The sequence below is a fragment of the Mesoflavibacter zeaxanthinifaciens DSM 18436 genome, assembly GCF_000422365.1.
GTDB lineage: Bacteria > Bacteroidota > Bacteroidia > Flavobacteriales > Flavobacteriaceae > Mesoflavibacter > Mesoflavibacter zeaxanthinifaciens.
Window position 1 is genome coordinate 129,757 of record NZ_AULQ01000007.1, and the last position, 13,870, is coordinate 143,626.

11 protein-coding genes are annotated in these 13,870 nt (G+C 32.2%); 2 read left to right on the forward strand and 9 right to left on the reverse strand.

Annotation, left to right across the window (positions count from 1 at the left end; all coding sequences use genetic code 11):
- Positions 1-14 precede the first annotated feature (14 nt).
- From H574_RS0108025 to bshC, 4 genes are all read right to left on the reverse strand, one after another.
- The gene (locus tag H574_RS0108025) at positions 15-1,961 is read right to left on the reverse strand and encodes a PBP1 and LysM peptidoglycan-binding domain-containing protein (protein ID WP_027880084.1); all 1,947 of its coding nucleotides are present in this window, start codon (positions 1,959-1,961) and stop codon (positions 15-17) included.
- A gap of 167 nt (positions 1,962-2,128) precedes the next feature.
- Complete coding sequence (gene guaA, locus H574_RS0108030) at positions 2,129-3,664, reverse strand: glutamine-hydrolyzing GMP synthase (protein WP_027880085.1); 1,536 nt, start codon at positions 3,662-3,664, stop codon at positions 2,129-2,131.
- Positions 3,665-3,743: 79 nt separating this feature from the next.
- The gene (locus H574_RS0108035) at positions 3,744-5,117 is read right to left on the reverse strand and encodes a pyridoxal phosphate-dependent decarboxylase family protein (RefSeq protein WP_027880086.1); all 1,374 of its coding nucleotides are present in this window, start codon (positions 5,115-5,117) and stop codon (positions 3,744-3,746) included.
- Positions 5,110-6,723, reverse strand: a complete 1,614-nt coding sequence (gene bshC, locus H574_RS0108040; protein WP_027880087.1) for a bacillithiol biosynthesis cysteine-adding enzyme BshC — start codon at positions 6,721-6,723, stop codon at positions 5,110-5,112. Before bshC ends, H574_RS0108035 begins: the two co-directional genes overlap by 8 nt.
- Positions 6,724-6,851: 128 nt before the next feature.
- Between bshC and H574_RS0108045 the strand changes: the two genes are divergently transcribed.
- Positions 6,852-8,108, forward strand: coding sequence for a carboxypeptidase-like regulatory domain-containing protein (locus H574_RS0108045; protein WP_027880088.1), 1,257 nt, complete (start codon positions 6,852-6,854; stop codon positions 8,106-8,108).
- Position 8,109: 1 nt separating this feature from the next.
- On the opposite strand, the gene rimO is transcribed toward H574_RS0108045, so the two are convergent.
- Positions 8,110-9,414 carry a 30S ribosomal protein S12 methylthiotransferase RimO gene (gene rimO, locus H574_RS0108050; RefSeq protein WP_027880089.1) on the reverse strand — a complete coding sequence of 435 codons (1,305 nt, stop codon included), beginning with the start codon at positions 9,412-9,414 and terminating at the stop codon, positions 8,110-8,112.
- A gap of 123 nt (positions 9,415-9,537) precedes the next feature.
- Between rimO and H574_RS0108055 the strand changes: the two genes are divergently transcribed.
- Complete coding sequence (locus tag H574_RS0108055) at positions 9,538-10,623, forward strand: serine hydrolase domain-containing protein (protein WP_027880090.1); 1,086 nt, start codon at positions 9,538-9,540, stop codon at positions 10,621-10,623.
- On the opposite strand, the gene H574_RS0108060 is transcribed toward H574_RS0108055, so the two are convergent.
- From H574_RS0108060 to rpmG, 4 genes are all read right to left on the reverse strand, one after another.
- Positions 10,616-12,268, reverse strand: a complete 1,653-nt coding sequence (locus tag H574_RS0108060) for an amidase family protein (protein WP_027880091.1) — start codon at positions 12,266-12,268, stop codon at positions 10,616-10,618. The two genes, H574_RS0108055 and H574_RS0108060, sit on opposite strands and share 8 nt — an antisense overlap.
- A gap of 80 nt (positions 12,269-12,348) precedes the next feature.
- Positions 12,349-13,323 (reverse strand): signal recognition particle-docking protein FtsY, encoded by a 975-nt coding sequence (gene ftsY / locus H574_RS0108065; RefSeq protein WP_027880092.1) that lies wholly within the window; start codon positions 13,321-13,323, stop codon positions 12,349-12,351.
- Between the two features lie 164 nt (positions 13,324-13,487).
- Entirely contained in the window at positions 13,488-13,637 is a 150-nt protein-coding gene (locus tag H574_RS14565) for a DUF4295 domain-containing protein (RefSeq protein ID WP_081653195.1), read from the reverse strand.
- A gap of 36 nt (positions 13,638-13,673) precedes the next feature.
- Complete coding sequence (gene rpmG / locus H574_RS0108075) at positions 13,674-13,856, reverse strand: 50S ribosomal protein L33 (protein ID WP_027880093.1); 183 nt, start codon at positions 13,854-13,856, stop codon at positions 13,674-13,676.
- Positions 13,857-13,870 lie beyond the last annotated feature (14 nt).

Consider the following 13,870-nt stretch of genomic DNA (forward strand, 5'->3'; position numbering starts at 1 on the left):
AGTTAATTAAAAAATTACTCGGTTACCTCTACTATTTTTAAATCACTGTATTTTACTAAGTAAACAGCATCATTGTAATAACCGCCAAATAACTTTTTCTTGTAAGCAAACTTATTTTCTACATACGTTGTTAAAGGGTATTGGTTTGCAGACATATATAAATCTTCTGATGTAACTAAACGTAACACTATATCCATAGTTATATCAAAGCCTCTTGTTGCATAACTATTTGGTAATTCATTATAAGTACTTTTGTAGCGTTTTGCGAAACTATTGTTTTCGTCTTCGTTAAAAGATTTTTTAATATCTGAATAGGTAAAGTTAAGATTAGATAAGTGTGTGTTTCTTACTTCTTCGTCTTCAAAAGCTTTTTTATCCATTTTTGTAGTGGTTAAGATTATATCTGTACCTGTTACAATTTTTGAATTTAAAAGACTTGAAACATTAGATACAAAACCTGGATTGTCTGTTTCTAAAAACACCACATTTTTTCCTGGTTTTAACACGTTAATTATATCTTGATCTAATACATAATACGCATCTTTTCCTGTTTTTCTTTCTGCTCTTGAAGATAAAACTGACGCTCTTGCAAACTCTCTTTTTAATTTATCACTAACCGATTTGTTTTTTTTGTCTGATATGATAATGATATGTGCTGTCGTGTCTGCTTTAAAATGATTTATTATAGCTGTTTCCATCATGTCTTCAGATGGTCTTGACTGAAAAACATTGTCTCCTAAATTTACCGTTTTTGTTAATGGTGAAACTATGGGTATTTTTTGATTGCTTAATTGTGAAGCTACTGTGTTAAAATTATCTTTCATCATTGGTCCAATGACTGCGCTAGTTTCTGAAAAATCATTTCTTCTTAAAATTGAAGCCACTTCGCTTTCTCTATTTTGTGTATCAAACACATCAACTTTTAGGTTTACTCCTAATTCTTGTAAAGAATCTAACGCTACTTTTACACCTGTATAAAAATCTAAAGACACACTTAAATATCTATCTGTTTCGATTTGTTTTTTGGTGTCGTAAATAGAATCTGTATTTACCCTATTTAAACCAAAAGGAAGCATGATTGCTATCTTTTTAGTTTCAGGATTTATATTACTTTTTGTTAAATCTACTTTTCCTGCATTTGTAGTCATGCTACTTACAACACCTTCTATTGTCGAGTTACTACCTTTAAAAGGTATTTTTAAAACCATACCTTCTTTTAGTCCTGTTTCTTCTAGTTCAGGGTTTAATTTTTCAAGGTCTTCTTGGGTTAACCCAGTTTTTAATTTAATACGATAAAAACCTTCTTTTGGCAAAACTGTATAGTAGCTATACTTTTCATCTACTTCTTTTATGGTTTCAGCTTCTTTGTTTGGTACGTTTACAACATCACCTGGTTGTAAAACATCATTCATTTCAGGATTTAAATCTTCAAGTTCTTGTACCGTAATTCCGTATTTATAAGCAATACGCCATTTTCCTTCTTTTGGTTGAACGGTATAAGTGGTTAAAGGCGATTTAGTCTCAACAACTTCTTTTACAATTTTATATTCTGGAATTTTTATACGGTCGCCTTTACGCAAATTGTTAGCATACAATTCTGGATTGTGCTTTTTAATATCTTCTTGAGTAACGTCATACTCTTTAGATAAACTGTAAAGCGTTTCTTTTCGTTTTACTTTATGAGTTTTAAACCCTAACAGCGTTTTTGTTTCTTTTGTTTTGGTTTCTGGTTCTTTAACAACTACACCTTGTTTTGGTATTATTAAAACAGAACTTACTTTTAACCCTTTTCTTGCATCAGGATTTAAGGCTAAAACAGAAGATTTTGAAACGTTGTATTGCTTTGCTATCTGCTCTAAAGTTTCTCCTGCTTGGACTTTATGGGTTTTGTAATTTTGCGCTTTCGCGGAAGCACAGCTAAAGACCATTAATAAGCCTAAAATATATAGTAGTTTTCTCATATCTAATTATACGTTGTAAAAGTGCGTTAGGGATTGAACGGTTTGTTTGAGCTCTCCCAACTTTTGTTGGGAAGCGAGTAGTGAAAGCCCGACCCTTGTGGTAACGCCATTCTTCTCGATACTATTTTCTCATACTTCGAAAATCACTCGAAGTGACGATTTTTTGTTTATTCCCACTCAATTGTTGCTGGTGGTTTACTACTAATGTCGTAAACTACTCTATTAACGCCTTTTACTTTATTTATTATATCGTTACTTGTTTTTTGTAAAAACTCGTATGGTAAATTTACCCAATCTGCAGTCATACCGTCTGTACTTTCTACAGCACGTAATGCTACACATTTTTCGTAAGTACGCTCATCGCCCATTACTCCTACACTATTTACCGGTAGCAACATAGCGCCTGCTTGCCATACTTTGTCATACAAACCTGCTTGTTTTAATCCATTGATAAAAATAGCATCTACCTCTTGTAATATACGAACTTTTTCTGCTGTTACGTCTCCTAAAATTCTGATAGCTAAACCTGGACCTGGAAATGGATGACGACCTAAAAGGTTTTTATCCATACCCATTGATGCACCAACACGTCTTACTTCGTCTTTAAACAATTCTTTTAATGGTTCTATAATTTTAAGTTTCATAAAGTCTGGTAATCCTCCAACGTTATGATGACTTTTTATTGTTGCACTTGGTCCGCCTGTTGCACTAACACTTTCTATCACATCTGGATAAATGGTACCTTGTGCTAACCATTTTACGTCTTCTATTAGATGAGCTTCGTCATCAAAAACTTCGATAAATATACGTCCTATAGCTTTACGTTTTTTCTCTGGATCACTTTCATCTTTTAAGGCATCCAAAAAGCGTGCCGAAGCATCTACACCTTTTACATTTAAGCCCATTCCTTTGTATTGTTCTAATACATCTGAAAATTCGTTTTTACGTAATAATCCATTATTTACAAAGATGCAATATAGGTTTTTACCTATTGCTTTGTGTAAAAGCATTGCTGCTACGGATGAATCTACACCACCTGATAATCCTAAAACTACTTTATCGTTGCCTAACTTTGTTTTTAAATCTTCTACAGTTTCTTCTATAAAAGCATTTGGTGTCCAATCTGGATTAACTTTTGCTATTTTTACTAAGAAATTTTCTAGCAGTAATTTTCCATCTGTTGAGTGATATACTTCTGGATGAAATTGAATAGCGTAAGTTGTTTCATTTTCTATTTTATAAGCTGCGTTTTGTACATCGTGTGTACTTGCTAAAAGCACACCATTTTCTGGCAAAATCTTGATTGTATCACTATGACTCATCCAAACTTGACTACCAATATGTATGCCTTCTAAAAAAGTTTCGTTTTCTTCAACGTAACTTAAGTTTGCTCTACCGTATTCTCTGGTATTTGATTCTGCTACTTCGCCACCAGAAAAATGTGCTAAATATTGTGCACCGTAGCATACTGCTAGCATTGGTTTTTTACCTCTTATATCTGATAAGTCAGGATGATATGCATCTTCTGATCTTACAGACATTGGGCTACCGGAAAGTATTACCGCTTTGTAGTCTTCTAAGTTGTTTGGAATCTTGTTAAATGGGTGTATTTCGGAATAGATGTTAAGTTCTCTAACTCTGCGCGCAATTAGTTGTGTGTATTGCGATCCGAAATCTAAAATAAGTACTTTGTCGTGTTGCATGCACAAAAATAATAATTGCGTTGAAAATTACTATTTATGTGATATTAAATTTCAACTTATTTTTTAACAAAACTATCAACTAAAGCATCGATTCTAATATTGCTTTTATATCTTGTTCTGTAGTATCTGGATTTATAAAGCAGAAACGTGAGACGGTTTCAAAAGTATTGCCTGTTTTCCATTTTGTAGGAGTGACTAATGCAAAACCTTTATCGTGATTTGTAAATGTCCAATTACGATAGTCTTCTGGATTCCAACCTTTTCTTCTATACAATACGCATGATAAACTTGGCTCTCTAACCAACTCTACATGATCATAATCTTCTATCATTTTACCTGCTATATTAGCTAATTCTATACCACGTTCTACAGCTTCTTTATATCTATCTGTACCGTGTGTAGCCAAACTAAACCAAAGAGGCAAACCTCTAACACGACGCGTTAATTGTATTTGATAATCTGTTGGATTGAACCCATGTGCACCTTCATCTTTAAAAATTTCTAAATATGATCCTTCTTGAGAATGTGCTTTTTTTGCTAATTCAGGTTGTTTGTAGATTACTGCTCCGCAATCATACGGAGAAAACATCCATTTATGAGGATCTATTGTGATGCTATCTGCTTGTTCAATTCCGTTAAATAAGTGTCTAACAGAATCTGCCACCAAAGCGCCTCCACCATATGCAGCATCTACATGAAACCATAACTTTTCTTTTTGACAGATATCTGCAATTGCGCTTAAATTATCAATAATACCGGCATTTGTTGTACCACCAGTTGCAACAACTGCAAATAAACGTTGACGTTGGTGCTGGGTTAAGCTGTTAATGGTACTTTGCAAAGCGTCTCCTTCTAATCTATCTTCTGTTTCTACCAGTAAAACATCTACATCCACCACTTTTGCCATAGCTTTTATTGAAGAGTGAGCGCCAATAGAGGTTATAATTAGTCCTTTTTCGTTTTTATTTTGCTCATTTAGGCTTCTCCAATATTCGCGCGCAGTTACTATTGCAGATAAATTCGCTGCAGTACCGCCACTTGTAAATACACCAAATGCTCCTTCTGGTAAACCGGTTAAGGATACAATCCATTTCATAGCTTCGTTTTCACAAAAAATACCTCCTGCACCTTCCATCCAATACGCACCATGAATGCTTGATGCTGATGTTACTAAATCAAACATTACTGCAGCTCTTGTTGGTGATGCTGGTACAAAAGCTAAATGACGCGGATGATCTATTTTTACATTAGCATGCATTAAATGTTTTTTCCACATGTTAAATGCGGTTTCGCCTCCAATTCCTTTTTCTGTAATAGTTTCTCCTACTAAAGCTTTTAAAGTTTCTGCTTTTTGAGGTTTACCGATAACATCTTCTGTTTTAGAGATTCTGTCTATTGTGTATTTCATGACGTCTAGCGTCATTTCTACTAAATCTATATCTATCTTATGCATTATCTTGTAATTGAAGAACTAAAAATTCGCTTTTTAAAGGCTCTAAATTATTAATTAATTGTGGTATTAAGCTATCTCCATACTCTAAATAAAATTGGGAAAAGTTTACGCTACGCTCTTGTAAACTTTGATTTGGAAATAGTTGATTTTGCAAATCTGTAATGCGCTGCACATGGTCTTTTAGTTTTCTTTTTTGTGCAGTAAGCAAACGTTTTTCTAAGTGCTCCAAGCCTTTTATTTGCTTACGTCTTTGCGCATCTACTGCGCCAATAAACGATTTATCGGTTTGTTCTGCCAATGCATATAAATCTTCAAACTGTTGTTTTAAATGCTTTATTTGAGGTGCAAAATCGATATCTATATTTGAAATTTCACGTACACGTTTGTTTATGAATGTATCACGCTTTAAAAATAATGAAGCATTATTAATATTCAGTTTGTCTAGTTTTTTGGCTTGCCTTTCGGTTTTTAACAGTACCGAATTACGTAATAATAACATAGGAAAAACTACATTTTTTGCCTTAAAATTTTCTTTTAATTGGAGCCAATAGGCTAATTCTCCGCCGCCACCAATGTAACATAGATTTGGCAAAATAACTTCTTGATATAATGGGCGTAAAATTACATTTGGACTAAAACGTTCTGGATGATTTTTAATTTCTTCTTTAATTTCAGGAGTTGTCCACGTAATGTTTGTGTTTAATACGCTATAAGTTTCATCTTCAAAAACAATACGTTCTCTTAGATTTTCGCCTATATAAAACAGATTAATTTCTCTTGGGTTTACTTGTATTTTATAGTTTTCAGACGTTTTTTCAATTTCTGCATTGGTCTGCATCACTTTATTAAAAGACGTTTGCTCTACAAGTTCTTTTTCTATATAAGGAACAAATAATTGCTTTAATTTTTTGTGATTGGCATCAACAATTACTAATCCATAATCTTTAAAAAGTTGATTTGCTAAAAACAAGGTTGCTTCGGCTAAATTACTGTGTTTTAAATAGGCTTTTTCAAACCATTGCTTTAGTTTATTTGCATTATTACCAAGTCCTAACTCTTGAGAGAATACCTCTAAAACATCTTGCAAACCTTCTGTAGATAATTCGCCAACTGCACCTGATGCCTTTTTATTCCATCTTATTTTTTTTCCGTTGAAATTAAAATAGTTAATTTCTTCAAAATCATGATCTTCGGTCGCCATCCAATAAACAGGAACAAAATTATACTCTGGATAGGTTGCTTTTAAATTTTTAGTAAGATTTATGGTTGAAATAATTTTATATAAAAAATATAAAGGTCCTGTAAACAAGTTAAGTTGATGACCTGTAGTTACCGTAAACGTGTTGTCTTTACGCAGTGCTTCAATATTGTTTAAAGTTTGTAACGACGCATCAAAAGATTGATATTGATCTATTAAAGTCTCTGCAAGTACCTTTCTATTTTCTAAAGGAAATGACGCTTTCTTTTCTTCTATTTGAAACTTAAAATTTTTAAGATTAGGAAAACGATTATAAAATGGTTTTAACTCTTCTTTTTCTGAGAGATAATCGGTTATTAAAGTAGAAAAATATCCTGTGTCTTTAAATGGAATACAGTCTGTTGGCATAAGTAAAAAATTCTACTACAAATATAACACACAAAGGACTATTACTTGTCTTAAAATTAACATAAATCCTTATAATTCATGTTGCTTTTTTACGTATATTTATAGATAGCACTTTAAATAAAAATATTATGAAAAAGATTGAATTTAACACCTCAAAAGCTCTATTTTTATTACTTGCTACGTTCTTTTTTTCGGTAAGTTATTCTCAAAATTTAATGGAGTATAAAGGTGTTGTTTTAGACCAAAACAACAAAAAAGAATTAGCTCTAGCAGATGTATCGCTTACAAACAGTAATATTAGTACTATTACTAATAAAGAAGGAGAATTTTCTATCAAAGTTCCAAAAAACCAACTAAATGAAAGTTTAATAATTTCATTTTTAGGTTATAAACAGCAAAAAGTAAAGCTATCTGAAATAGATAATGATAATGCTAAAATATACCTAGCGCCAGCAGCAACCATATTAGCTTCTGTTGATATTGTTAGACCTAAAGACGCTTATGATTTAGTAAAAAAAACACTATCCTTAAAAGGTGAAAATTATTTAACAGAGAACGCGTATATGACAGGTTTTTATCGCGAATCGATAAAAAAGAGAAACCGAAATGCTTCTCTAGCAGAAGCTATTGTAAGCATAGAAAAACAACCTTACACTAATTATAAATCTGATAAAATAACCTTAATAAAGTCCAGAAAGCAGACCAACTACAACAGATTAGATACTCTTGCTTTAAAGTTACAAGGTGGACCATTTGGATCTTTATACGCAGATATGATCAAATACCCAGATTATGTTTTTAATAATGAAACTATAAAATACTATGATTTTAGTTTTGAACAATCAACTGAAAAAAATGGCAGAATGGTTTACGTTGTTAACTTTAAACAAAACTCTAATTATACCATGCCGCTTTACTATGGGAAACTATATATAGATTCTCAAACTTACGCACTTACAAGTGCTGATTACAACTTAAATGTTGAAAACAAAGCTAAAGCATCTTCATTTTTTGTAAAGAAAAAACCTAATAGAGTCGAGATAACTCCTACAGAAGCTAATTACAAAGTAACTTACAGAGTTAAAAACGGAAAGTGGTATTACAGTTACAGCAATATGTTGTTAACTTTTATAGTAGATTGGAAGGGTAAACTTTTTAATAGCAAATACACATTAAATAGTGAAATGGCTATTACAGATTGGAATTTAGATAACAATACTATAAGCTCTAATGAAAATAAAAGATTAAGACCATCTAGTATCCTTCAAGATGAAGTTTCTGGTTTTACTGACCCAGAATTTTGGGGCGAATATAATATTATTGAACCCGAAAAATCTATTGAAAGCGCCATTAGAAAAATTAGTAGGAACTTAGACAAGTCTTAAACTATTCTACAACTTGTGCATACAAGTCAAAATCTTCTGCTTCTACAACTTTAACATTATAAAAGTCACCAGTTTTAAGGTAAGTTGTAGTTGCGTCGATTAGCACTTCGTTATCCACATCTGGACTATCAAACTCGGTACGACCAACAAAGTAATTACCTTCTTTACGGTCTATAACCACTTTAAAGGTTTGTCCTATTTTTTCTTGGTTTAATTCCCAAGAAATTTGCGACTGTATTTCCATAATTTGATTTGCACGATCTTGCTTTACATCTTCTGGCACATCATCTTCTAGATTATACGCGTGTGTATTTTCTTCGTGAGAATAAGTAAAACAACCTAAACGCTCAAAGCGCATATCTGTTACCCATTGTTTTAAAGTTTCAAAATCTTCTTCTGTTTCACCTGGATAACCAACTATTAAAGTGGTACGTATAGTCATTTCTGGCACTGCAGCTCTAAATTCTTTTAACAACTTAGTCGTTTTTTCTTGTGTTGTACCACGACGCATGCTTTTTAAAATCTTATCAGAAATATGCTGTAAAGGAATATCTAAATAGTTACAAATTTTTGGCTCGCGATTCATAACATCTAAAACATCCATCGGGAAACCAGTTGGGAATGCATAGTGTAATCTTATCCATTCTATACCTTCAACTTTCACAAGGTTTTCAAGTAATTCGGCAAGATTTCTTTTCTTATATAAATCTAATCCGTAATAGGTTAAATCTTGAGCAATTAAAATTAATTCTTTAACTCCATTTGCTGCTAACTTTTCAGCTTCAACTACTAAATCTTCAATTGGTGTAGACTTGTGTTTACCACGCATTAAAGGTATTGCGCAAAAACTGCAAGGTCTATCACAACCTTCAGCAATTTTTAAATAGGCGTAGTTTTTTGGTGTTGTTGTTAAACGTTCGCCAATTAATTCGTGCTTATAATCTGCACCTAAAGCTTTTAGTAAACCAGGCAATTCTGTAGTCCCAAAATATTGATCAACATTAGGAATTTCTTTCTCCAAATCAGGTTTATAACGCTCACTTAAACAACCAGTTACAAATACTTTATCAACTTCACCATCTTCCTTTTTCTGCATATAATGCAAAATAGTATTTACACTTTCTTCTTTGGCGTTGTTAATAAATCCGCAGGTATTAATAACCACAACGTTACCTTCTTGCTCATGTACAACTTCTTTTCCATTTGCTTTAAGCTGTCCCATTAACACTTCACTATCGTACACATTTTTACTGCAACCTAAAGTAACAACGTTTATTTTATTCTTTTTAAGCGATTTAGTTCTCATACCTTAATTTTGGATGGCAAAGATACGTAATGATTTACGATTTTTAAGTGTCGAAATAATATTAAAAATCAGACATTAAACCTTTTTTATATACTTTAGTCTAAAGTTGAAAACCAAACTGTTATGAAAAAACTGCTTTTTCTATTTTCATTTTCTTTTTTAATATTGAATTGCAGCAGTAATGACAATAATGAAATTGATGAAACACCAACTACCAATGAAGAGAGTTTATATTTTCCACCTATAAATTCAGACACTTGGGAAACTAAAACTTTAGCTGAAGCAGGTTGGAATGAAAGCCAACTTCAACCTTTATTAGATTTTTTAGATGAAAAAAACACAAAAGGTTTTATCATGCTTCACAACGGTAAAATAGTGGTAGAATCTTATATGAATGGTCATAACGCCAATAGTATTTGGTATTGGGCAAGCGCAGGTAAAACATTAACCGCAACTATTGCAGGTATTGCTCAAGACGAAGGTTTTTTAAATATTGAAAATAAAGTTTCTGATTATATTGGTACAGGTTGGACAAGCGCTACATTAAACAAAGAAAACCTAATTACTTGCAAACATCTGTTATCAATGACTTCTGGTTTGGACGATGAAACTGGAGATGATGTTTCTCCTGAAAATCTTCAATATTTAGCAGATGCTGATACACGTTGGGCTTATCACAATGTGTATGTAAAAATGCAAGATGTTGTTGCACAAGCTACTGGACAAGATTGGGACACCTATTTTAATGAAAAATTACGTGATAAAATAGGAATGACTGGTAGTTGGATAAATTTAAATGCGTTAAGTGTGTATTGGAGTAACACACGAAGCATGGCTAGATTTGGTCTAATGACGTTAGCTAACGGTAAATGGGAAGACCAACAAATTATTAGTGAAAGCTATACCAACCAAGCCACTAACACATCTCAAAACATTAATTTAGCTTATGGATATTTATGGTGGTTAAATGGCAAATCAAGCTTTCACTTACCTACAACACAAGTTGAATTTACAGGTGAATTAATACCAAATGCACCAGCAGATATGTATGCAGGTTTAGGTAAAAACGATCAAAAAATTTACGTTGTACCTAGCAAAAACATAGTAGTCATAAGAATGGGAGAAGTTGCTAACCCTGACAATTCTTCTTTTGGTTTATCTGGTTTTGATAACGACCTTTGGCAAAAAATTAATGCGGTAATTAATTAAGTTCTTTTGGAGACTGACGATACTTTGTTTTGTTTTCAAAAGCAAAACCTATTTGCAATAACTGATTTTCTGTTAGAGGTTTTCCTATAAAAGTTATTCCTTTAGGCGCTCCATTTTCTTCATATCCCATAGGAACTGTTAAAGCTGGATACTCTGCTACAGCAGCATGTGCAGCATGATAATTATTAATTGACAAAACCACATCTACATTACTTGCTTCCATTGGTTTGTCAAAAAATAGTTTACCATTGGCTTTTAATTTTTCTTTAATTGCCTCCAACTCATTAACCGAAGCTTTATCTGCAACTACACCTTCAAATAACTTCTGTCCGTAAGGCATAATATTTAATGAATCTTTTTTATTGAAATCGATAATATCATATATAGTTTTAAAACCTAAAGATGCATCAGCGTATGTATTAAAATATTCTAGTAAGTCTTTTTGCATATCTAAATTAAGTAGTCTGATAAAGACTGGTAATTCAACGTTATTCATTTCAATTTCTACAACTTCAAAACCAATAGTTTTTAAATCGTTTACAGCTCTTAAGTATAAAGAATCTTTCATAAGAGATTTAATTGCTCCTAAACGTTTTCCTTCTAAAGAAATATTATTTAATTCATCATAATTTATAATACTTGAAACCGTTTCAATAGATTTTCTATCAGCATCATCAAAACCAACTAAAGCTTCTAAGAGAATAGCATTGTCTATTACATTTTTAGACATTGGTCCTGCTGTATCTAATGTGGAAGAAATAGGTACAATACCACTTCTACTCACCAATCCAATAGTAGGCTTTAAACCTACAACCGAATTTTGGCTTGCTGGCGATAAAATAGATCCTGCAGTTTCACTACCAACAGCTGCAACACAAAAATTAGCTGCTACCGCTACACCACTACCAGAACTTGATCCACCTGTGTCGATAACTCTTCTTCCGTATGGATTTAATGTTTGTCCACCAATTGCACTATATCCGCTAGGACAATCTCCGCAGAAAAAGTATGCCCATTCGCTTAAATTAGCTTTACCTAAAATTAACGCACCTTTTTCTTTTAATCGTTTAACAATAGAAGCATCATCGGTTTTATTATTTTTTAAAGCAACAGCGCCTGCAGTAGTTACCATATCTGAGGTATTGATATTATCTTTTAGAAGAATTGGCATACCGTAAACAGACATCAATAAATCACGTACGTTAACATCCATATTTTTAAAAGATTCATCTCTATTTTTAGCTTCCATTATCACATTAGGATTGACAGCTATTACTGAATTTAATGCCAAATCATTTTCTCTGTCAAATTTTCTAATTCGATATAAATAGAATTTTGTAAGACTTTCATAAGTTAGTTTGCCATCAATAATATACTGCTGAAGCGTTGGTATATCTTGGTCTAAAATTAATGGCTTTAATTGTTCATAATTTTCTTCTGAAAAATCTTCTAATTGCGAATTTAATTGCTCCCAAATTGAAGTATTAGATATGTATTTTGAATCTAAAACTTTAAACTCTCTAAAGTCTTTTGTAGAAATAGAACTTATTTCATTTTTAACCTCGTCTTCTTTTACAGTTTTATTATTTTCTTTACAACTATTAAATAAGAAAAGAAATACAATTAGGAATTTAGCTAGTTTCATGATTTTGTTTTCAATAAAAATACAAAAAAAGCCTCTTTAAATAAGAGGCTTTTTTTGTATTAATTTATGTTGAAAAATTTCTATTTAAAGAAAGAATCTACAAATTCATATTTATTAAACACTTGTAAATCTTCTATACCTTCTCCAACACCTATATATTTTACTGGTATTTGAAATTGGTCACTTATACCAATAACTACACCACCTTTTGCTGTACCATCTAACTTGGTCACAGCTAGACTTGTTACTTCTGTAGCTGCTGTAAATTGTTTTGCTTGTTCAAAAGCGTTTTGACCAGTACTACCATCTAAAACCAGTAATACATCGTGTGGCGCGTCACCAACTACTTTCTGCATGACACGTTTTACTTTAGTTAACTCGTTCATTAAGTTAATTTTGTTGTGTAAACGACCAGCAGTATCAATAATTATAACATCTGCATCTTGAGAGACACCAGATTGTAAAGCATCAAAAGCCACACTTGCAGGATCAGATCCCATTTCTTGTCTTACCATCGGTACATCTACTCTATCTGCCCAAACTTGTAATTGATCTATCGCTGCTGCTCTAAAGGTATCTGCTGCACCAAGAACAACTTTAAGTCCTTTCTTTTTAAACTGATAAGCTAATTTACCAATAGTTGTTGTTTTACCAACACCATTTACACCAACTACCATCAATACATATGGAGTCTTTTGTCCGTTTGATTGTGCTGGCAAATTTGGTATTGTATATTCTGTTTCTTCTCCAGAATTGGTTTCGGATAGTAATCCTGCAATTTCTTCACGTAGGATTCGGTTCAATTCGTCTGTACCTAAATACTTGTCTTTAGCTACACGCTCTTCAATACGCTCTATAACTTTTAATGTCGTATTAACACCAACATCACTAGTCACTAAAACTTCTTCTAGGTTATCTAAAACATCATCATCTACTTTAGATTTTCCTGCAACTGCTTTACTTAGCTTACCTAAGAAGCTTGTACTAGACTTTTCTAGTCCTTTGTCTAGTGTTTCTTTTTTTTCTGAAGAAAATATTCTTTTAAAAAAACTCATATAGTTTTAATATTTGTTTGTTAGCGATGCAATTACAATAATAGAGCCAAATAGTTTTACTGCTAAATTGTCATAATTACAGTGTAAAGAAACGCAATATTTTAAAATAAAAAAAGCCACCTTCGGGCAGAAAGTAGCTTAATAGGATTGCGAAAGCGCAATTCTTATTTTTTTAACCAGTCGTTTACTAAGTCTGGCGCCATAATAGACTCTACGAACATGTAAGCTCCTGTTTTAGGAGATTTTACCATCTTTATAGCTTTTGATAATCTTTTTGATCCTGTCTGTAACGATGCTACTGATTTCTTTGCCATCTTTTATCTTTTTTAAATTCTTTGCAGTAAAGAATGTTACTTAATTTCTTTATGAACTGTCATACGCTTTAAGATTGGGTTAAATTTCTTTAACTCCATTCTGTCTGGCGTGTTCTTTTTATTTTTTGTTGTAATATAACGAGATGTTCCTGGTTTACCAGACTCTTTGTGCTCTGTGCACTCTAATATTACTTGTACTCTGTTACCTTTCTTTGCCATAATTACTATTATTT

Coding starts and splice junctions, on each gene's coding strand:
- H574_RS0108025 (WP_027880084.1), bottom strand. CDS start 1,961: ATGAGAAAACTACTATATATTTTAGGCTTATTAATGGTCTTTAGCTGT.
- guaA (WP_027880085.1), bottom strand. CDS start 3,664: ATGCAACACGACAAAGTACTTATTTTAGATTTCGGATCGCAATACACA.
- H574_RS0108035 (WP_027880086.1), bottom strand. CDS start 5,117: ATGCATAAGATAGATATAGATTTAGTAGAAATGACGCTAGACGTCATG.
- bshC (WP_027880087.1), bottom strand. CDS start 6,723: ATGCCAACAGACTGTATTCCATTTAAAGACACAGGATATTTTTCTACT.
- H574_RS0108045 (WP_027880088.1), top strand. CDS start 6,852: ATGAAAAAGATTGAATTTAACACCTCAAAAGCTCTATTTTTATTACTT.
- rimO (WP_027880089.1), bottom strand. CDS start 9,414: ATGAGAACTAAATCGCTTAAAAAGAATAAAATAAACGTTGTTACTTTA.
- H574_RS0108055 (WP_027880090.1), top strand. CDS start 9,538: ATGAAAAAACTGCTTTTTCTATTTTCATTTTCTTTTTTAATATTGAAT.
- H574_RS0108060 (WP_027880091.1), bottom strand. CDS start 12,268: ATGAAACTAGCTAAATTCCTAATTGTATTTCTTTTCTTATTTAATAGT.
- ftsY (WP_027880092.1), bottom strand. CDS start 13,323: ATGAGTTTTTTTAAAAGAATATTTTCTTCAGAAAAAAAAGAAACACTA.
- H574_RS14565 (WP_081653195.1), bottom strand. CDS start 13,637: ATGGCAAAGAAATCAGTAGCATCGTTACAGACAGGATCAAAAAGATTA.
- rpmG (WP_027880093.1), bottom strand. CDS start 13,856: ATGGCAAAGAAAGGTAACAGAGTACAAGTAATATTAGAGTGCACAGAG.